16 protein-coding genes and 3 pseudogenes are annotated in these 19,619 nt (G+C 66.9%); 8 read left to right on the forward strand and 11 right to left on the reverse strand.

Going from position 1 to position 19,619, the window contains the following annotated elements; all coding sequences use genetic code 11:
- Nucleotides 1-141: 141 nt before the first annotated feature.
- Nucleotides 142-660 (reverse strand): annotated as a pseudogene (locus tag JHN63_RS54595) (trypsin-like peptidase domain-containing protein); the annotation flags it as partial.
- Nucleotides 657-983: a CU044_2847 family protein gene (locus tag JHN63_RS10780; protein WP_200679145.1), complete on the reverse strand. Its 327-nt coding sequence runs from the start codon at nt 981-983 to the stop codon at nt 657-659. The gene JHN63_RS10780 and the pseudogene JHN63_RS54595, both read right to left, overlap by 4 nt.
- Nucleotides 984-1,532: 549 nt before the next feature.
- Here JHN63_RS10780 and JHN63_RS10785 point away from each other — a divergent pair.
- Nucleotides 1,533-2,447, forward strand: coding sequence for an aminoglycoside phosphotransferase family protein (locus JHN63_RS10785; RefSeq protein WP_200679146.1), 915 nt, complete (start codon nt 1,533-1,535; stop codon nt 2,445-2,447).
- A gap of 3 nt (nt 2,448-2,450) precedes the next feature.
- Here JHN63_RS10785 and JHN63_RS10790 read toward each other — a convergent pair whose 3' ends face one another.
- On the reverse strand, nt 2,451-3,827 hold the full coding sequence (locus tag JHN63_RS10790; RefSeq protein WP_200679147.1) for a sporulation protein: 1,377 nt from the start codon (nt 3,825-3,827) through the stop codon (nt 2,451-2,453).
- Nucleotides 3,828-4,033: 206 nt separating this feature from the next.
- Here JHN63_RS10790 and JHN63_RS10795 point away from each other — a divergent pair, with 206 nt between their 5' ends.
- The gene (locus tag JHN63_RS10795; RefSeq protein ID WP_200679148.1) at nt 4,034-4,588 is read left to right on the forward strand and encodes an ATP-binding protein; all 555 of its coding nucleotides are present in this window, start codon (nt 4,034-4,036) and stop codon (nt 4,586-4,588) included.
- A gap of 328 nt (nt 4,589-4,916) precedes the next feature.
- The gene (locus JHN63_RS10800) at nt 4,917-5,207 is read left to right on the forward strand and encodes a hypothetical protein (RefSeq protein WP_200679149.1); all 291 of its coding nucleotides are present in this window, start codon (nt 4,917-4,919) and stop codon (nt 5,205-5,207) included.
- A gap of 410 nt (nt 5,208-5,617) precedes the next feature.
- On the opposite strand, the gene JHN63_RS10805 is transcribed toward JHN63_RS10800, so the two are convergent.
- Nucleotides 5,618-6,397 carry a GntR family transcriptional regulator gene (locus tag JHN63_RS10805; RefSeq protein ID WP_200679150.1) on the reverse strand — a complete coding sequence of 260 codons (780 nt, stop codon included), beginning with the start codon at nt 6,395-6,397 and terminating at the stop codon, nt 5,618-5,620.
- Nucleotides 6,398-6,562: 165 nt separating this feature from the next.
- Here JHN63_RS10805 and JHN63_RS10810 point away from each other — a divergent pair, with 165 nt between their 5' ends.
- The 5 genes from JHN63_RS10810 to JHN63_RS10830 all read left to right on the forward strand — a co-directional run bounded on the left by JHN63_RS10810 (nt 6,563) and on the right by JHN63_RS10830 (nt 12,254).
- Entirely contained in the window at nt 6,563-6,913 is a 351-nt protein-coding gene (locus JHN63_RS10810) for a hypothetical protein (RefSeq protein ID WP_200679151.1), read from the forward strand.
- The gene (locus tag JHN63_RS10815) at nt 6,913-8,214 is read left to right on the forward strand and encodes an FtsK/SpoIIIE domain-containing protein (protein WP_200679165.1); all 1,302 of its coding nucleotides are present in this window, start codon (nt 6,913-6,915) and stop codon (nt 8,212-8,214) included. The genes JHN63_RS10810 and JHN63_RS10815 overlap by 1 nt, the downstream gene beginning before the upstream one ends.
- Nucleotides 8,215-8,222: 8 nt before the next feature.
- Nucleotides 8,223-8,420, forward strand: coding sequence for a hypothetical protein (locus JHN63_RS10820; RefSeq protein WP_200679167.1), 198 nt, complete (start codon nt 8,223-8,225; stop codon nt 8,418-8,420).
- Between the two features lie 295 nt (nt 8,421-8,715).
- Nucleotides 8,716-10,071 (forward strand): replication initiator, encoded by a 1,356-nt coding sequence (locus tag JHN63_RS10825; RefSeq protein WP_200679169.1) that lies wholly within the window; start codon nt 8,716-8,718, stop codon nt 10,069-10,071.
- Nucleotides 10,072-10,286: 215 nt separating this feature from the next.
- Complete coding sequence (locus JHN63_RS10830) at nt 10,287-12,254, forward strand: recombinase family protein (protein ID WP_200679152.1); 1,968 nt, start codon at nt 10,287-10,289, stop codon at nt 12,252-12,254.
- Here the strand turns inward: JHN63_RS10830 and JHN63_RS52535 are convergent.
- From JHN63_RS52535 to JHN63_RS52540, 7 genes and pseudogenes are all read right to left on the reverse strand, one after another.
- Nucleotides 12,220-12,348: pseudogene (locus tag JHN63_RS52535) on the reverse strand (YccF domain-containing protein); the annotation flags it as partial. The gene JHN63_RS10830 and the pseudogene JHN63_RS52535 overlap by 35 nt on opposite strands.
- On the reverse strand, nt 12,345-13,208 hold the full coding sequence (gene htpX, locus JHN63_RS10840; protein WP_200679154.1) for a zinc metalloprotease HtpX: 864 nt from the start codon (nt 13,206-13,208) through the stop codon (nt 12,345-12,347). The gene htpX and the pseudogene JHN63_RS52535, both read right to left, overlap by 4 nt.
- Before the next feature lie 189 nt (nt 13,209-13,397).
- Nucleotides 13,398-14,921, reverse strand: a complete 1,524-nt coding sequence (locus tag JHN63_RS10845) for an NADH-quinone oxidoreductase subunit N (RefSeq protein ID WP_200679156.1) — start codon at nt 14,919-14,921, stop codon at nt 13,398-13,400.
- Nucleotides 14,918-16,492, reverse strand: a complete 1,575-nt coding sequence (locus tag JHN63_RS10850) for a NuoM family protein (RefSeq protein WP_200679158.1) — start codon at nt 16,490-16,492, stop codon at nt 14,918-14,920. The genes JHN63_RS10845 and JHN63_RS10850 overlap by 4 nt, the downstream gene beginning before the upstream one ends.
- 6 nt (nt 16,493-16,498) lie before the next feature.
- The gene (locus JHN63_RS10855) at nt 16,499-18,493 is read right to left on the reverse strand and encodes an NADH-quinone oxidoreductase subunit L (RefSeq protein WP_200679160.1); all 1,995 of its coding nucleotides are present in this window, start codon (nt 18,491-18,493) and stop codon (nt 16,499-16,501) included.
- Entirely contained in the window at nt 18,490-18,894 is a 405-nt protein-coding gene (nuoK, locus tag JHN63_RS10860) for an NADH-quinone oxidoreductase subunit NuoK (protein WP_200679162.1), read from the reverse strand. The genes JHN63_RS10855 and nuoK overlap by 4 nt, the downstream gene beginning before the upstream one ends.
- Before the next feature lie 224 nt (nt 18,895-19,118).
- Nucleotides 19,119-19,619, reverse strand: a pseudogene (locus tag JHN63_RS52540) (NADH-quinone oxidoreductase subunit J); the annotation flags it as partial.

A 19,619-nucleotide genomic window follows, 5' to 3' on the forward strand; every position in this document is an offset into this window, starting at 1 on the left:
AGCGCCAGCATCCTGCACTCTCCAACGGTCGGCTAGCGCGCGTATCTTCTCTCTTTCACCAAAACAATGGTCGATCCAAGAGAGAGAAAGCGCTGTGGCTGTTCCTGTGCCGGAGCTGGCCTTTCCGATTATGCCAACAACCGCACCATAGGCTGGCGACCAAAGTCCCGCGCCGCTATAGCCGGGCTCTACTGGAAACGGAGATTCCGTATCCAACCGCAACGAACCGTAACCGAGTTCCTCTCCTATCGTTCCTGACGACGAATTCCCTTCCCATGGCAGCCTTCGCGGAAATCCATAGGACCACCATGATGTTTCGCGGAGGTGGCCTCGTAGCGGGCAACGCAACTGGGCCACGACTTCGTCAGGAATGGCTTGCTCTAGATGCAACATAGCTACGTCTTCGTTTTTATCCTCGGGCGGGAATACAACCTCTCTTACAAGTATACGATCTCCCATTACCTCCCACGCATGTGGGAAGGCAACCCAGATTTCATGACCTGCGGCATAATTGCTTTCGACAACATGTCTGCAAGTAAGCACACGGGTTGAGTCTACGGCGACTCCAGACCCTTTGGGGCTTCTATCATTCGCACTATCGTGAATTGCTGCACACCACAGCGAATCCGGCGCCGTTTTATCGGGCGGGACGTTAATCACGAGGAGCTCGCTCCACTATCAGCAGATTCACTGCTGTGCCAGGTCAGTGTAATTTCAAAATTTGCCTCTGTTGCAGCTCTTGCGACCAGCCAATTTGCAGTACCGCTAACTTTAATCCCAAACTTCACTTCAACTTCGTCCGGCTTCGCTTCCGCGAGACAGCCTAGTACTGCATTAGCTGCGTCCACGGCAGGACGAACCGCATCTTTCACTCGGGAAACAATCTGATTAGAGCTCACCGGCTGAAATTCATCCGAGGGCTCAATCTCGAATTGCACCAAAGTTTCGTCATCCAATTCATAAGTCACTACATATGACTGCAATTCCGGTCTCCTAAAGATCAAGCTTGCGTCAATAATTCGCCACGTTTTCTGCGCTGACGTTTTAAGCGTTCAGTCGCTTGGCTGCTAGCTATGGCGCCAGTAGCCATATTTGGTACAACGTAGCCGAGCTCTGTTGCATCGCGCAGAGATTCGGACCATCCAAAACCTCTTCTTTCAATGTTCCAGGCTCCCTTCGATAACGGCTGCACTGATCAACTAACGAGTTACGCGGTTAATCCAGGCCGGAGCGCCGACACGACGGGTAAGGATCTGTCTTCTAGATGCCCACTTCAGCGTCAAGCGAAGCTCCAGGATGTGCCATGGACGCCAGGCACCTGCAGCGCCATCAGGTCGCTAGGGCTATCGACTTCGTTACGCTGTGCACCCTCACCACCTTCTATATGCCGGATCTGCTCTACACACGCAGCCAGGCCTCGTCTCGTACCTGCTCTGATGGGTACCGTCTCAGACGTGTCTAGCGTTCGCCGGGTTGGTCACCCATGGGCGGGCGCTGGTTGATCGCGCGCGACTAGGGGAGCTGGTACGGGCATGGCGGTTGACGCTGCTCGCACGGAAGAGGGGTTCACGTCGGCGAGGGCTACGCGGGTGATGGTTGCCGCGTGCCGGGCTGCGGGGCTCGATGGCAGAGGGGCGGAGTTGATCCGTCTCGGGGAGAATGCGCTGTTTCGGTTGGCGTCCGTACCGGTGATCGTGCGCGTGGCTCGGGGGGAGGAGTGGCTGCCTACGGCTCGCACCGAGGTGTCCGTGTCGCAGTGGCTGGCAGGGGAAGGGTTCCCGTCCGCTCGGATCATCGAGGATCTGGAGCAACCGTTCTTGATCGATGGCCACCCCGTGACCTTCTGGCATCTGATCCTTCAAGGTGATCGCAAGGCGACGTATGGCGAGTTGGGCGGGGTCCTGCGGGATCTGCACTCGCTGACCGTGCCGGAGGGGCTTGTGCTCCCGTCGTTCGATCCTTTTGACAAGCAGGCGCTGCGGCTCGACCGGGCGGTGATCCCGGACGATGACAAAGTCTTTTTGCGGAAACAGTGGCGAGAACTCCATTACAAGTACGCCGAGTTGAAGTTCGACACTCCTAAGGGGCCGGTGCATGGGGACGCTCATGTGCAGAACCTCATGGTCGACGATCAGGGGCGCGTGATCCTGATCGACTTCGAGGCCTTCTGTTACGACCATCCTGAGTGGGATCTGATGGTCACGTCTGTGGAGCACTACAGCCTTGGGTGGCAGACCGATGAGCAGTACGCCGACTTCGTGGGCGCGTACGGGCGTGATCTGTACGACTGGGGCGGGTACAAGACGCTGCGGGGCATCCAAGAGTTCGGCATGACGACATGGCTGATGCAGAACGTGCAGGAGGACGAGGGGACGGCGGCCGAGTACCGCCGGCGTATCGCTGGTCTGCGTGATGACGATGGGCCTCGGGACTGGCGGCCCTGGTAGCGGCTAGTCGTCGTCCTCGTCCAGGCGGTTGAGCGCGTCAAGCACCTTCTCGTTGAAGGCTGCCACCGTGGGGTTCGCCGCGTGCACGCTGACTTCGTTCTGGAAGTCGGTTACGTAGCGCTGGAAGCGGTTGGACTGGAGGGAGTCGCCGCCGTCGACTGCGAGGCTCGCAGTAGTAACGGCGGCTTCCAACTCGCCGTTGAGTAGCTGGCTTTGGGCGAGCACCATGCGGCAGAAGCCCAGGGTTCGGGCGTACTTGGGGTCGGTGCTGTCCACGGCGCGCTGGGCCTGGGTGACCGCGTCTCGGCGCATTTTGAGGTCGCGGAAGCAGTGGCAGAGTTCGCCCATCAGTTCTGCGGGGTCGAAGTAGCTGATCCAGGCCGGGTCTTCGGCGGTGTCGGCACGCTCGAAGTAGCGCTCGGCCTCGTTCATGGCGCGCCCGGCCGCACTGGGGTGACCCGCGTTGGACAGGGCGCGGGCCTCCATCGCGGAACTGAGAGCCATGACGCGGGGAGTTGCCCGGCCTTTGGCGCTCTCGACTGCGGCGCGGGAAAGCTGGATGGCTTGGGCGTGGTTGCCCAGGTAGTTGGCCTGGTGGCTGAGGTTGCCGAGGATGCGGGCGCCGAACATGCGGTCGTCGATGACCTGGGACAGGCGCAGTGTTGAGGTCAGGTAGCGGTGGGCGAGTCGGTGGTTGCCGACGTCGTAGGCGGTCCATGCGAGCAGCTGGGAGATCTCGGCGGCTGCTCCGAATAACGAGGTGCCGACTTTCTCGCTGTAGCTCGCGTTCAGCAGCGGCAACACGTCTTCGCGGAAGTAGTGGCGGAGTGCCTTGTGGCCGTGGCCTCCGCCGTACTTGAAGTCGAGTTGCATGAACAGGCCGGCGGCTTCTCTGATCGCGCGGACGTCGCGCATTCCGATGCGTCGGTGATCGGGTCTGTCGGCCTCGATGCCGTCGGGGCGCGCGATCATCCATGACAGGACTGCGGAGTTGAGGTCGGCGTCCGCGACGGCCAGTGAGTCCGAAGCGGGGGCGTCGGCGTGCTCGTGGGTGAGTCCGTCGAGCACAGACAGGACGTCGGGCACCGTGCTCGGGTAGCCGACAGGCTCGGGGGCCGTCGACTTGGTGTGGTCGAAGAAGCCGAGATCGCCCGGGGTGATGCGGCGGCGGAGCTTGTTCGAGAGAACGTCTGCCATGAGGGCGGCTGTCTGCGGCCTGATGCCTGCGCCTTCTCGCCAGCGCTTCACGGCAACATGCGTCGTTCCCAGCGCCATGCCACGTTGGGCGCCCTCGTCTGTCATGCGCTTCGCAAGGCCCTTGTTCGAGACCTTCGCTTCGTCCATGACCGCGATCAACTGCGCGTTTGGCTCTCGGCTCATGCTCCCCTGCCAACCCGAGAATGACGGCGAGTATTCATCGTGTCACAGGAGTAACGCCCTGGGGGGTTCAATAGCGAACCCCCTTTGCATTTGCCGGTGTTCACGTGAACCCCCTGGTGGACGCTCCCGGCGGCGCGGCCTGGGTCGTTCACTGGTCGGCACAGATCGGAGGCCAAAAGGCCCCGCAGTGCTCGGGAGGGAACGCGGTGGACGTGCAGCACAGCAAACACTCGGCGAACGCCTCGACGACAGGTGCTCCACGTCGCTCGCCGTACGACCCGACCACCGGACATTTCCGAGCGATGACGCTCTTCGCCGAATCGCCGGATTGCGGCAAAGCGGCCCGCGACATGGTGGGGTCCTACCTCCGGACCTGGAAGTTGGGGCACGCGGTCGAGGACTCGCAGCTCATCGTGTCGGAGCTGGTCGGCAACGTCGTACACCACGCGGTGCCAGATAACTCCAGGGCGATTCCTGGTGCCGCCCGGCGAATCGACGTGTCGCTGATGACGTGGCCCGAGGTGCTCGTGATCGGTGTCGCGGATGAGGACTCGACTCCGCCTGAGCTTGCGGCGGGTGAGTTCGTCTCGCCGGATCTCGCCGGCGACTTCTCCGAAGCGCTGCTGCCGGACCGGGGACGCGGGCTGCTGATCGTTCAGCGCCTGGCCGACGCAGTGTGGTGGTCCCCGCAAGACAGAGGCGGCAAGACCGTGTGGTGCCGCCTGGACCTCGACCGGCTGTGGGCTGAGAACTCGGCCTGAAAGATGCCGGGCCACCGCCTCTTGATTCACTCCCTCGCGATCGGGAGTGGGCAGCGGCCCGGACCCGGCCGAAGTCTGACCCCTTCGGCCACGGAGCGCGGCTCCTCGGAACCCCCGGGAGCTCCCCTCCCGAATGAGGGGCCGCGCTTCACAACTTAAGACCGAAACCGGGCCACCCCGTCAGCCGTGGAAAGCGAAGGGTGGCCCGGCAGGGGACGCAGCGGTCCCCGGTGCCTGATGGTACCGGGGCCGCTGCGCTGCGTCGCTTCTGGCCCTGAAAACAAGAGAGTTGACGAACCGTCAACCAAGAGGGGCTGAGGTGGACGCGGTGACTGGCGCGGGTGAGGACTGGCTGAGAGATGGGCTGGGTGTCGACGGCATGGACTCCGGTCTGTGGGTGACAGACGTCGACTATGTGCAGGGGTGGCGTGAGGTCCGGGAAGTTGCTGATCGGTTGAACCGGGCGTTGCTCGGCGCCGGGTTCGAGCTGTCCGAACTGCGGGCCGTCGCCTCGACCAATGAGGAGGGGCGCGGTGTGGTGCGGGTGGCGGGCTGGTCGGGTGCGGTGAACCGGCTCGCCGCTCTCCTGGAGGCGGACGGCGACGGCGGTGTGCGGTGACGCGCCGTCTTGCTGGTGAGCGCGGTACGTGGGCACGTCGCCGGGTGTTGAGACTTTGGGCGGTAGCTGCCATGGGGCGAGTGAACAGGGGGCCTTACGCTCGCCAGCGGATCGGGCAGTCTCTTGGAGCCTGCCCGCGTTCAGCCCGATCGGCCCCCTGTTCTTCGAGGCTCGCCCCATGGGAGCTGCCTAAAGTCTCGACACCCGGCGACCCCCAGCCCCCGACGCCCCAGCCCATGAAGGCCGTTGGAATCGTTGCTTCCTGCGGCGTGCTGCCGTGCGGGGCGTGGGCCGACCGGACGGGACCGGCGGCCACGCCGCACGCCCGGCCGGGGCGGCCGGGCGCCCCGGCGCGCCGCAGGCGCGCCCTTGAGGAAGTGAAGACTGTTTCGACCGATCGCCGGTTGAGGTCAGGTGCGGGTGCGTCGGGTGGGCTGTTTGTCGGCGGTGATCCGGTAGGCGAGTTCGGCACGGTCCGCACCCACGCGCAGCTCTTCGAGCAACAGCGGGCGCTCGTCGACGCCGTGCGCGGTGCGGGTCACGTGCAGGATCGGGGTCGCATCCGGGAGCTGGAGCGTGGTGCGCTCGTCGGGCAGCGGCATGTGGGCGCGCACCGTCTCGGTCCACGACAGCTTGTGGCCGGCCTGGGTGAGAACCCAGTAGATCGCTGCCGGAGGCTTGCACGGCTCCTTGCCGAGCAGCGGGACGGCCTCGGCGACCTCGAACGGGATCAGCGTGCGGTGCATGGCACGCGTTCCGGTGGCAGGGTCGGTAAGCAGCCGGTCACAGCCGAACAGGGCTTCCTCCTCTCCGAGTTGCAGGAGGCGGCCGGTGTCCTTCGTCGTGTGAGTCCGGTAGGTGCTCGGCTCCTCGGCCTCCTGCCAGATGTCGCCGTTGGGCATCACGAACTTGCCCTCGCTGCTGTGGCTGATGCGGCGTTCGAGGGTGAGTGCGGGCTGTCCGTCCGTCCGCACGAAGCTGCCCTTGCCGTGCCGGACATCGATCAGTCCTTCCGCGCGCAGCGTTGCAATGGCGTTGCGGACGGTGGGGCGGGACACCCCGTAGCGGGTCATGAGCTGGGCCTCGGACGGCAGCATCGCATCCGGGGCGAACTCGCCGGACAGGATCGCTTCGCGGATCGCGGCGGCGACCTGCTGGTAGAGGGCTCCGGGGCGCTGGATCTCCGACATGGCGGCTCCTCCGGGTCGAGGTCATAGTCACGTCGCACGCGCGACATCACTCGTCAGCATAAGTACTTGCGCACTCGCCGTACAGATCCTCATAGTCATAACTCGTAAGGACAAGTGACGTCTGAATATGTCGGGCGTCCCGACTGGCCAAGGAGGCCAAAGATCATGCAGTCCATTCCCGTGGACACGGCGCGACTGGGCGTACTGCGGTGCGCCATCGCCCCGGAAACGAAGATCAGCAACTTCGAGACGCAGGAGGTGAAGAAGGACCGGGACGGCAACGCGGTTTACACCGTCGCCGTCACCGTCCGGCAGGACGGACGCCGCATCTCCGTCATCGAGATCGCCGTCAGCGGCGAACCGAAAGGCATCCAGGAAGGACAGGTCGTCCGCGTGACCGGGCTGACCGCGTTCATGTGGTCGATGGGCGACCGGCACGGCGTCAGCTTCCGAGCGGATGCCATCACGCCCGTGCACGGCACTCCGGCGGCGCACGTGAAGGGCGGTGACGCGTGATGGGACCGATCCTGCTCGTCTTCGCCCTGGCCGTGCTGGCCTGGCTGCTGGTCGTCGGCGACCTGGTGCGCCGGCACCGGCCGGCCTGGCACTGGTACCTCGTCGGGTACCCGGTCACCGCGTGGCGAGTGCTGTTCACCTGGCGGCGGGTCGCCCTGCTCAACGACCTGTCCGTGTCGAAGCTTCCGGCCCGGACGTTGGTGGGGCACCTGATCGTCAAGGGTGATCCGCTACGTCCGGTGGCTCCGAGGTGCTCGTTCCCGCGGGCTACCCGCATGGGGCTGAGCGTGACGGTGCGGCTGCACGCGGGCCAGACCCCGATGACGTACATCAAGGCGGCGGAAGCACTCGTACACGCGTGGAGAGTCCACGCCGTACGGGTCACCTCCCCCGAACGCGGACTCGTCCTGCTGACCGCCATGGCCAGCGATCCGCTTCACCGCCCCGGTTTAGCCACCGCCCCGGCCGAGTTGCTGTCCGCGCTCATCGGCGCATTGGAGTCCGGCGGCGCGTGGGTGATGAACCTGCGCCTCGTGCCGCACTGGCTGATCACCGGGGCCACCCGCTCCGGCAAGTCCACCCTGCTGGCCCGGCTCATCACCCAACTCGCCACCCAACCCGTCGCCCTGGTCGGCATCGACTGCAAGGGCGGCATGGAACTCGGCCTGTTCACCGCCCGGTTGACCGCGCTGGCAACGTGCCGACGGGAAGCGGTCGCCATCCTGTCCGCGCTCGTCGTCGACATGCAAGACCGCATGAGTGCCTGCCGGGTGGCTGGCGTGCGCTCGATCTGGGAACTGCCCGACAAGCTCCGTCCGATACCCGTGGTCGTGATCGTCGACGAGATCGCAGAGCTGTACCTCTCGGACGGGACTCGTGAGAGCAAGGCGGAGGCTGAGCAGTGCTCGACGCTCCTGTTGCGGCTGGGTCAGCTCGGGGCCGCGCTCGGCCTGCACCTGGTCGTCGCCGGCCAACGTGTCGGCTCCGACCTCGGCCCCGGCGTCACCGCCCTACGCGCCCAGCTCGGCGGCCGGATCTGCCACCGCGTCAACGACCCCGGCACCGCCGAAATGACCCTCGGGGATCTCAACAAGGACGCCGTGGCCGTAGCCCAGACGATCACGGCGGACGAACGGGGCGTGGCCGTGTGCACGGGCCCAGACGGCGGCTGGAGCCGCGCCCGCTCCCACCTGACCTCGACGCAAGAGGCCGTGTCGACGGCCCGCAAGTACTCCGGCATGACCCCCGAACTGCCCGCCCTCGACCGTGCCCTTGCGGCGCTGGAAGGAGACGTGAAGTGACCGGAGATGTGATCAGTGAGGGTACGGCGTTCACGTTCGCGGTGATCTTCGGGATCATCACCGTCCTCCTCGTCCGCTCCCGCGACGTGCGGGCCTGGGAGGCGGTGTGCGTCGGCCTCTTCGGGGTCTACCTCGGCCAGACGCCCGTGGTGTTCACCATCCACGGCCTCGTGATCTGGCTGATCAGCGGCTTCTCCCACACCTGAGCAGAAGGGACCCACCACCATGCCCATGTCTCGCGTGAGATGCCCGTTCTGCAAGGGCGACGGAGCCCGCAGGACCTGGACCGGACGACTGCGCCGCTGCCGCGTCTGCCGGGGCACCGGAACCATCCGCTGACCCACCCGCACGACCAACCCAGAAGGACGTGATCCCCATGACCGACACCACGCCACCAACCACCCACAGTGCCGCTACGGCGGCCCACCCCGGAAGGTCACCACCATCACCCCGGAGTTCACCCCGGCTGACAGGCGCGCCGTCCTCGACCGCGCGGCGCGCCTGCGCCAGATACCCGAAGCAGACCGCGACGCACTCCGCATCGCCCAAGACCCGAATTTCCCTCGCTGGTTGGAGCAGATCACCGCAACCGGCGGCTGCTCCCACCCCGTCCACCTCTCCGGCTCCACCACCACCCTGGACAGCACCACCGGCGAGATCCTCCACCACTACGACACCCGCACCGAACCCGGCGAACGCCTCCTCGTCCGCTGCCGCAACCGACGCGCAACCATCTGCGCCCCCTGCTCCCGCCTCCACGCCGGCGACACCTACCACCTGATCCGCGCAGGCCTCCTCGGCGGCAAGAACATCCCCGCCACGATCCGCAACCGGCCCCGCCTCTTCATCACCCTGACCGCCCCGTCCTTCGGGCCCGTCCACCGCGCCGGGGACCGATGCCGCCCCCGCCGCGACGGCGGAACCTGCGAACACGGGCGCCTCCTCGGCTGCGGCGACGTCCACACCTCGGACTCGCCGGTCGTCGGCCAACCGCTGTGCCCCGACTGCTACGACTACACCGCCCATGTCATGTGGCACGCACATGCCTCCAAGCTGTGGGACCGGTTCGCCATCGACGTCCGGCGGCGTCTGGCCTCCTCGGCCGGCCTCGTACAGTCCCACTTCGCCGATCACGCCCGACTGTCCTTCGCCCGAGTCGCCGAGTACCAGAAACGGGCTGCCGTCCACGTCCATGCCGTCATCCGCCTCGACGGCCCGAACGGACCGGACGATAAGCCCCCGGCCTGGGGCACAGCCGAACTCATCGCCACCGCCGTACAGGCCTCCGCCCGACGCGTCGTAGTGCACACCCCTTACAGCCCCAGTGTTGGTGAACTCGCCCTCCACTGGGGTGCCCAGGTCGACGCACGCGCACTGCGCGCCAACGGTGACGGACCCGACGATGACGCCGTAGCGGCGTACGTAGCGAAGTACGTCACCAAAGGCGCGGGCGAAACCGGCGCTGGCACGGACTACCGACTCACCACCTGGTCAGACATCGCCGCTGCCCGCGTCACCGACCACGTTCGCACTCTGATGCGCACCTGCTGGCGCCTCGGAGGCCTATCCGAGTACGCGCCTCTGCATCTACGTGCCTGGTCCCACACGCTCGGCTACAGGGGCCACATTCTGACCAAGTCCCGTGCCTACTCGACGACATACGCGGCTCTGCGAGCCGACCGCGCCGAACACGTCGGTCACAACACCCCGTCCGAGGCGATCACGGATGCCCATTGGCGCTACATCGGCTCCGGTCACTCCCCCGGCGCCGCGCTCCTTGCCGCAGGCATCGCAGAAGACCTGGCCATCAGCCGAGAGTTGCGGCGGGAGGCACCGCCTGAATGGGGGTGGGCGTAGTGCCGGACACCAAGGTCGTCTGGACCCCCGACAAGTCCCTGTCCCCGGCTGAGCGCACTTTGCTCCTACGGATTCTGTTCGGACCGCAGGCACATCGCAGAAATCCTAGGAAACCCGACGGTGCGTCATATTCCTCAGATAGCCTGGAAGTTGACACAAACGCCCCGGCAGCGGCTGGAACCGCCCCGGGGCTGGCCGACTGATTGGGAGTCGACATGTCCAATGTAAGCACACCCCTGTCTTCAACCATCGAGACGGCTGCGCGGGCTACGAGCACACACACGCTGCGCGCCGTCGACTACCTCCGGGTATCCACGGAAGAGCAGAAAAAGGGTTACGGCGTTGCCCGGCAGAGCAAGAAGACCCTCCGCCACATCGCGCTCAAACAGTGGACGCATGTCGCCAACTACAAGGACGAAGGGGTCTCCGGCTCCCTTGAAGCGGCGGACCGTGGAGATCTGAAGCGTCTGATGGAGGCCGCGCAGCAGACTCCCCGCCCCTTCGACATCGTGGTCGTGCCGGACGCACGCGTCATCGGTCGCAAGGGGCGCGCCTTCTGGCGGTGGGTCTGGGCACTTGAAGACATCGGCGTCTACGTCGCGGTTGTTGCCGATGACTACGACAACACCACGTCCGAGGGGCGCAAGAAGATGCGCCGTGACGCCGACTACGCCGAGACCGAGTGGGAAACCATCCGCGACCGTACTCAGGGCGGGTTGCAGGAGAAGGCCGAACTGACCGAGGCCGCACACATCGGTGGGCGACCTCCCTACGGCTACCGCATTGCCAACAAGGGCACGCCCGGCTCGTACCTGGTGAAGGACCAGGCTGAGGCCAAGGTCATCCTGTATGTGTACGAGCTTGTGGTCGGCGAAGGGCTGAACCTCCGCAAAACCACCATTCGCCTCAACGCGGAGGGGATCACGGCCCGTTCAGGCAGGGCGTGGACCCGTGACAACCTTCGCGATCGGATCATGTCAACGGCCGTTCTCGATGGCGTGACCGTCTTTCGCGGCAAGCACGCCAAGACCGGCGATGACGGCAATCCCATGTGGGGCGAGTCCATCAGGATCGAACTGCCTCGGATCCTGACCGATGAACAGAGTGCGGAACTGCGACGGAAGGTGTCCGAGACAGCGAAGCAGAGCAGCGGGCAGCGCGAGTTCTACCCTCTCAGTAGTCGAGTAACCAGCCTTTGCGGGAAGGCCTACACAGGGATCAGCCGTGCCGCCGAACGGGAAACCGCCCGACACTACCGATGCGCAGGCAACGCACCCCGAGACCCCAGCCAAAAGTCCTGCGGCTGCTCATATATCGATGCAGACGCGCTTGAAGCGCACGTCTGGAAGAACGTCACTGAGATCGCGAGCGACAGCGAAAAACTCCAAGAGCTGGCCGCCGAATGGATCGGCATGGCGGAGGGGGACAAGTCCGCTCTGGCCGACCGAATCACGGACTTGGATCAGCAGATCGAAGGCATGAACGCATCGATCACGGCTGTGATCGTGGCAACGGCCAAACAGAGCAAGTCTGCTGAAGCCGTTGAGGCGGCGACAACGGTTCTGAACGAAGAACTTCAACAGCTCCAGAACCTGCGCGACGAAGCTGCCGAATGGCTGGCCGAGATGGAGGAGTCGGACCGCCGCGCACGGGACCTGAGGGCACTCGCGAACATGGCGCAGAACTCGTTTCCCGACATGGAACCGGAGCAGCGCGCGGCCATTCTGTCCATGCTGGAGCTGAGGGTCACGATCACGGGACCGGTCCCCGCCGGGCGTCGAGGCGGCGTCCCCTGCACAGTGCGGGCCTGGTACACAGATGCAGGCCTCGGTGTGCCGGCTACATCACTCTCGGACGACGATTGGGCCAAGGTCGCTCCCCTGCTCCCGCCAGGACGCATGGGGACCGTTCGCCGGTCCGTGGACGCCATCTTCTACAAGGCGCGAACCGGCAAGTCGTGGCCCAATGTGATCAAGGAGACCGGCGCCACGATTCAAGCCTCGAAGCACTTCAACACCTGGAAGTCCGATGGCACTTGGGCCCGCGTGAATGCCGCCCTGGCGGAGGTGGAGCGTGTACCCCTGCCTGAGCCCGAACTGCTGCCCACGATGGTTATCGAAGGGCGAGTCGACCCGAGCGCGATGCTGCACGCAGAAGAACGATCCCGAACGGAATGCCGATGATCGTGATGCACAACAGCGCGCCCGCGAAGAGGTACCCGAGGAACAGCCAGAAGCCGCTCAGGACGAGCCAAATGACGTTCAGGATGGTTTTCACTGAGGGCGACCTGCCATCTTCTCGAGCCGGGCGATGCGCTCCGCCATCGGCGGGTGTGTCGAGAACATCTTGGAGAGTCCCTGGCCCGGGCGGAAGGGGTTCGCGATCATCATGTGGCTCGCGGTCTCGATGCGGGGCTCCGGGGGCAGCGGAAGCTGCTTGGTGCCGGCGTCGAGCTTGCGCAGCGCGCTCGCGAGGGCGAGGGGGTCTCCGGTGAGCTGGGCGCCGGACGCGTCCGCCTCGTACTCCCTGGAGCGGCTGATGGCCAACTGGATGAGGGTGGCGGCGAGGGGGCCCAGGATCATGATCAGCAGCATGCCCAGGATGCCGGGGCCGTCGTCGTCGTTCGAGCGGCCGATCGGGATCAGCCAGGCGAAGTTGACCAGGAACATGATCACCGAGGCGAGGGCACCGGCGACCGACGAGATCAGGATGTCACGGTTGTAGACATGGCTCAGCTCGTGGCCGATGACGCCACGCAGCTCGCGCTCGTCCAGGATGCGCAGGATGCCTTCCGTGCAGCACACCGCGGCGTTGCGCGGGTTGCGGCCCGTCGCGAAGGCGTTGGGGGCCTCCGTGGGCGAGATGTACAGGCGCGGCATGGGTTGGCGGGCCTGGGTGGAGAGGTCGCGGACCATCCGGTACAGGGCCGGGGCCTCGAACTCGCTCACCGGGCGGGCGCGCATCGCGCGTAGCGCCAGTTTGTCGCTGTTCCAGTACGCGTATGCGTTCGTGCCCAGCGCGATCACGACCGCTACGACAAGCCCCATGCGGCCGAAGAAGCTGCCGATGACGATGATGAGTGCGGACAGTCCCCCGAGGAGAACTGCGGTCCTGAGCCCGTTGTGCCGGCGGTGCACGGTACGCCCTCCAAATCGTGCAGCAGGGGAACCCTTTGCTTGCTGATCTCTGATGCCACCGGTGTCGTGGTGTCACGTCCAGTGGACCCTCCCGTACTGGTCAACGCCAGGCGGGGGGCTCTAGTTCCCTTGTGCGTGCGGCGACGGGGGTGGGCCGTCCGGGTGAGGACGGTGGTATGTGCCGGTGGCTCAGAAGAGTCCGGTGTCGACGAAGCGCAGGACCAGTTGGGGTGCTCCGGAGAGGGCGATCCCGAGGGCGCCGGTGAGGGCGATCGCTGCGGTGAGGGGCGCGGGGACGCGATGCTTGCCGTGCTCGCCCTCGGGGGCGCGGAACAGCAGGGCCGTCCACTGGAGGTAGTAGAAGAGCGCGATCACCACGTTGACGGCCATGACGACGGCCAGCCAGCCCAGACCCGCGTCGACGGCCGCCGAGAACACGGTGACCTTCGCGAAGAGCCCGATGACACCCGGCGGCAGCCCTGCCAGGCACAGCAGGAAGAAGGCCAGGAGCAGGGCGGCCAGCGGGTTGGACGCGTACAGGCCGCGGTAGTCGCTGATCCGGTTGAGAGCTCTGTTACGACCCACCAGGGCGGCCACCGCGAAGGCGCCGAGGTTCACGGCCGCGTACATGAGGGCGTAGGCGACGGTGGAGCCGATCGACTTCTGGGCGTCCTCGGAGTACGCGGCGGCGGCGATCGGCACCAGGAGGTAGCCGGCCTGTCCGACCGAGGACCAGGCGAGCAGTCGTACGGCGCTGTACGCGCGCGTGGCCTGTTGGCGCAGGGCACCCAGGTTGCCGACCGTCATGGTGAGGGCGGCCAGCGCGGCGAGTGCGGGGCCCCACACGTCGGCGTACGACGGGAAGGCGACGACGGTGACGAGGATCAGGCCGGAGAAGCCGACCGCCTTGCCGACCACCGACAAGTAGGCGGCGATCGGGAGGGGCGCCCCTACGTAGGTGTCGGGTACCCAGAAGTGGAAGGGGACGGCTGCCGTCTTGAAGGCGAAACCGATGAGAGTGAGGACGACGCCGGTCTGGGCCAGGGTGTGGAACTGGCCGTCGACGTGCTGGATGCGGTCGGCGATCCGGGTCAGGTACAGGGTGCCTGTGGTGGCGTAGACGAAGCTGACGCCCATCAGGCTGACCGCGGTCGCGGTGACCGAGGACAGGAAGAACTTGAGGGCAGCTTCGGCGGACTTCCTGTCGCCGTGCCGGATGCCGACGAGGGCGAAGGCGGGCAGGGAGGCGACCTCCAGGGCGACGATCAGGGTCGCGAGGTCGCGGGAGGCGGGCAGGAGGGCGGCGCCCGCGGCGGAGGACAGCAGCAGGAACCAGTACTCCCCTTCGGGGAGTCCCTTGTCGGCGTCCTTCAGGGTGGTGATCGACAGGAGGGCCGCGAGGAGGGCGCCGCCGAGCACCAGGAATTGGATGACCAGGGTGAAGCGGTCCGCCGTATAGCTGCAGGCGGTCGCGTCGCCGGTGAGGCAGAAGGTGGCGCGGTCGCCGTCCAGGAGGGGCAGCAGCATGAGCGCGGAGGCAGCCAGGCCCGCGACCGAGACCCAGCCCAGGAGTGCCTTCTTGGCGTCCTGGAGGAACAGGTCGGCGACGAGGACGACCAGGCCGACGACCGCTGTGATGGTGGGTGGTGCGATCGCGAGCCAGTCGACGGACTGGATCATCGAATCCGCGAGAGGCTGGGCCGGGGCGCTCATCGGGTGCCTCCTGCGAGGAGCTGCTGGACGGCCGGGTCGGTCAGGCCGAGGAGTGCCTTCGGCCACAGGCCTGCGGCGACGGTGAGGGCGACGAGCGGGGTCCAGGCGGCGAACTCGTACGTCTGGACGTCGGCGAGCTTCGGCGCTTCCTGCGCGACGGCACCCATGCAGACACGGCGGACCACGGCGAGCATGTAGGCGGCGGTCAGCAGGGTGCCGAAGGCCGCGATCGCCATGAAGGTGAGGAACGCGGGGCGGCTGAGGTCGGCGGCGGGCTTGAACGCGCCGAACAGGGCGAGCATCTCGCCCCAGAATCCGGCGAGTCCGGGGAGTCCGAGCGAGGCGACGGCGGCGAAGGCGAGCAGGCCGCCGAGGCGTGGTGCCTTGTCGTAGAGGGCGGCTCCGGTCTCCTCGGCCAGGGTGTCCAGGTCGGTCGTGCCCGTGCGGTCCTTGAGGGCGCCGACGAGGAAGAACAGCAGGCCGGTGATGAGGCCGTGGGCGATGTTGGCGAAGAGAGCGCCGTTCACGCCGGTCGGGGTCATCGTCGAGATGCCGAGCAGGACGAAGCCCATGTGGCCGACGGAGGAGTACGCGATGAGGCGCTTGAGGTCGCCCTTCGCGCCCTGTTTCGCGAGAGCTAGGCAGGCCAGGGAGCCGTAGATGATCCCGACGACGGCGAAGGCGGCGAGGTACGGCGCGAAGGTGTGCATGCCGTCCGGTGCGATCGGCAGCAGGATGCGGACGAACCCGTACGTGCCCATCTTCAGCATCACGCCGGCCAGCAGGACCGAGCCGACGGTCGGGGCGGCGGTGTGGGCGTCGGGCAGCCAGCTGTGCAGCGGCCACATCGGCGTCTTGACCGCGAGCCCGATCCCGACCGCGAGAACGGCGATGACCTGCACGGATGTGGTCAGCGACCGGCCGTTGTCAGTGGCGAGTGCCACCATGTCGAATGTGCCCGCCTTGATTCCGATCAGGAGCAGGCCGAGCAGCATGACGACGGAGCCGAGCAGCGTGAAGAGGATGAACTTCCAGGCGGCCTGGGTGCGTTGGGCACCGCCCCAGCGGGCGATGAGGAAGTACATCGGGATGAGGACGGTCTCGAAGGCGAGGAAGAAGAGGATCAGGTCGAGGACGGCGAAGGTGGCGAGGGTGCCGGACTCCAGGACGAGGATCAGGGCGACGAATGCCTTCGGGGACGGGCCCGACGGCATCTTGAAGTAGGAGTAGAGCGCGCAGAGGAAGGTCAGCAGCGCGGTCAGGACCAGGAGGGGGAGGGAGATGCCGTCGATGCCGAGGTGGATGCGAACGTCGAGTGCGGGGATCCAGCTGATGTCGGTCGTGGCCTGCATCTTCGACGGATGGTCGTGGTCGAAGCCGAGCGCGAGGACGATCGCGGCGACGAGGATCACGCCGGTCACGGTGACGCCGTGCCGTAGTACGGCCTGCTCGGGCGACTTCCCCTTCAGCCCGGGCGGGGCGGGCAGCAGAGCGGTGACGGCGCCGAGGAGCGGGCCGACGACGACGAACGCCAGAAGGACCTGCATCACGGACTCGTTGATATCGATCACGCCTGCTCACGCTCCCGTGGCGACGAGGAGGACGGCGACCGTCAGGACGACGGTGCCGGCGAGCAGCGCGCTCACATAGGTCTGGAGATTGCCGGTCTGGGCGCGCCGTACGGCGGCTCCGGCGAGGCGGGGCAGGGTGCCCGCGCCGCGTACGTAGGTGTCGACGACCTCGCGGTCGAGGAACCGGACGAGACTCGCCGCCGCCAGCACCGGGCGGACGAACAGGGCCGCGTACACGGCGTCCAGGTGGAAGCCGGTGGCCGCGTGGCGGTGCAGCGGGCCGAGCAGGAGACGGCCCGGGTCCGCCGGGTCGGGTGCCGAGGCCACGTCTCCGTAGGCGGCCGTGTGGCTCGCGATGGCCTCGGCCTCGACGAGTCCGGCGTCGCCCTCCGGGTGGGCCGCGACCGCGCCCATCGGTGTGCGGGCCGCGAGCGCGGTGGTGTGCCGCCAGGCTCCGTAGGTGACGATGCCGCCGACGAGCGCGACGCCCGTACCGAGGACGGATGTGGTGAGCGTCGGGGTGAGGTCGCGGCCGTCGAACCAGTCGGGCAGCACGCGGTACGCGAGCCCGCCGAGGGCGAGGGACGGGACGGCGAGCACCCACAGCACGGCGTTCATCGCCACCGGCTGCCTGCCGTGGTCGGGGGCATCGACTCCCTTGCCGTGGAAGGCGAGCAGCCACAGGCGGGTCGCGTACGCGGCGGTGAGCAGGGCCGTGAGCAGACCGGCGACGAGGACGATCCAGCCCGCGGCGCCGGGGATGTGCGAGGTGTGCTCGGTGGCCGCGTGTTCGGCGGCGCCGAGGACGGACTCCTTGGAGAAGAAGCCGCTGAACGGCGGGATCGCGGCGAGCGCGAGGAGCGCCACGGTCATCGTCCAGAAGGCGTCGGGGACGCGGGCGCGCAGGTTGCCCATGCGGGACATGGCGGCCAGGGAGTTGGTGCCGGAGGCGTGGATGATCACGCCTGCCGCGAGGAAGAGCAGCGCCTTGAAGGCGCCGTGGGACAGGAGGTGGAAGACGGCGGCACCGCGGTCGCCGACGGCGAGGGCGCCGGTCATATAGCCGAGTTGACCGATCGTCGAGTAGGCGAGGACGCGTTTGATGTCGTCCTGGGCGAGCGCGGCGAGACCCGAGCCGGCCATCGTCACGGCGGCCATGGCGGCGAGGACGACCATCGCGGCCGAGGAGGCCTCGAAGACCGGGAGGAGACGCGCGACGAAGTAGACACCGGCGGCGACCATCGTCGCGGCGTGGATCAGCGCGGAGACGGGGGTGGGGCCCGCCATCGCGTCGGGAAGCCAGGTGTGCAGCGGGAACTGCGCCGACTTGCCCGCCACGCCGGCCAGGAGCAGCAGCGCGATCAGCGTCGGGTGGTGCAGTCCGCCGCTCGCGACGGTGCTGAGGATCTTGGTGACGCGGAAGGACCCGGCGTCGGTGGCGAGCGCGAACAGGCCGATCAGGAAGGGGACATCGCCGAGCTTGGTGACGAGGAAGGCCTTCATGGAGGCGGCGCGGGCCTCCGGGGTCTCCCAGTAGTGGCCGACGAGGAAGTAGGAGCAGATGCCCATCACTTCCCAGCCGACCAGCAGCACGATCAGGTCGCCGGAGTAGACGACGAGGAGCATCGCGGAGGTGAAGAGGGAGACGAGCGCGGCGTACGAGGGGTAGCGCGGGTCGTCGCGCAGATAGCCCGTCGAGTAGATCTGCACACAGGTGGCGACGAAGGTGACCAGAACGGCGACGAGGGCGGCGAACCCGTCGATGTGCAGGGCGAGTTCGACGGGGACCGAGCCGGTGGGCGTGAGTTCGGTGACGGAGTCGATGGCCGCGTCACCCCCCTGCCGTACGGCGACGATCGCGGCCAGCGCGAGTGCGGCGAGCGTCGGCAGGACGGCGAGCGGGCGGACGAAGCCGGGGGCGGTACGGCCGAGGAGCAGGCCGGCCGCGGCGCCCAGGAACGGGAGAAGGGGGACGAGGACGGCGAGGGTGGTCGTGGTCACGCGGTGGCCTCAGCCTTCTCGGCCGCGGGGGGCTCGGTGCGGTCGCTGCCGGCGGGGTCGCTGTCGGGGCCGTCGGGTTCGTGGCCCTCGGCGGTGTCGCGGAGCTTGTCGATGTCCGAGGTGCCGCGGGCTCGGTAGACGGCGAGGACGATCGCCAGGCCGATGCCGATCTCCGCGGCGGCGATGGCGATGGTGAACAGGGTCAGGGCCTGGCCGGAGTGCAGCTTCTCCTCGGCGGTCCGGCTGAGCCAGACGTCGAAGGCGACGAGGTTCAGGTTGACGGCGTTGAGCATCAGCTCGACCGACATCAGGACGAGGATCGCGTTGCGGCGGGCGAGGACGCCGTAGATGCCCGTACAGAAGAGGAGGGCGGCGAGCACGGCGGGATAGACGAGGTGCATCAGCGGGCTCCCTTCTGTTCGGTGGGGGTGGGCTGGTCGGTGGCGCTGGTGTGTTCAGTGGCAGTGGTCTGTTCGGTGGGGGTGGTCCGCTTGGTCGAGTCGTTCCGCTTCGCCGAGTCGTTCCGCTCGGTCGGGGTGGTCCGCTCGGCCGGATCGTTGCCTTGAGACCGACCATTTCGCCCGAAGGTGTGATTACGGTAATCAGGGACGGATGGGGAACTACCGCCCGCACCTCGGGAGTTCAGAGGGGGAGAGCTCAACTCCGACTTCGTCTTGCGGGACAGGACGATCGCGCCGACCAGGGCCGCGAGGAGAAGCACGGAGAGGGCCTCGAAGGGGAGGACCCAGTTCTGGAACAGGCTCGCACCGGTCACCGCGGTCGAGCCGGCGGCCGGACCGTCCAGGTCCATCCAGGTCGCGCGGAAGGCGTCGACGACGACCCAGACCAGGGCCGGGCCCAGCGGTTGCCGGAGTCGGCGTCCGGCGAGCGGCCGATGGGGGCCTTCGTGAGCATCAGACCGAAGAGAAGGAGCACGACGACGGAACCGACATAGATGAGGACCTGCACCCAGGCGATGAACTCAGCGGTGAGGAGGAGGTATTCGACGGCGAGACCGCCGAGGGTCACCACCAGCCACAGGGCGGCGTGCACCAGCTGCTTGGTCGTGACGGTGACGAGAGCGGCGCCGAAGGTGACCAGTCCGACTAGGAGGAAGGCGATCTCG

The sequence above is a fragment of the Streptomyces sp. MBT65 genome (assembly GCF_016612545.1).
Taxonomy (GTDB): domain Bacteria; phylum Actinomycetota; class Actinomycetes; order Streptomycetales; family Streptomycetaceae; genus Streptomyces.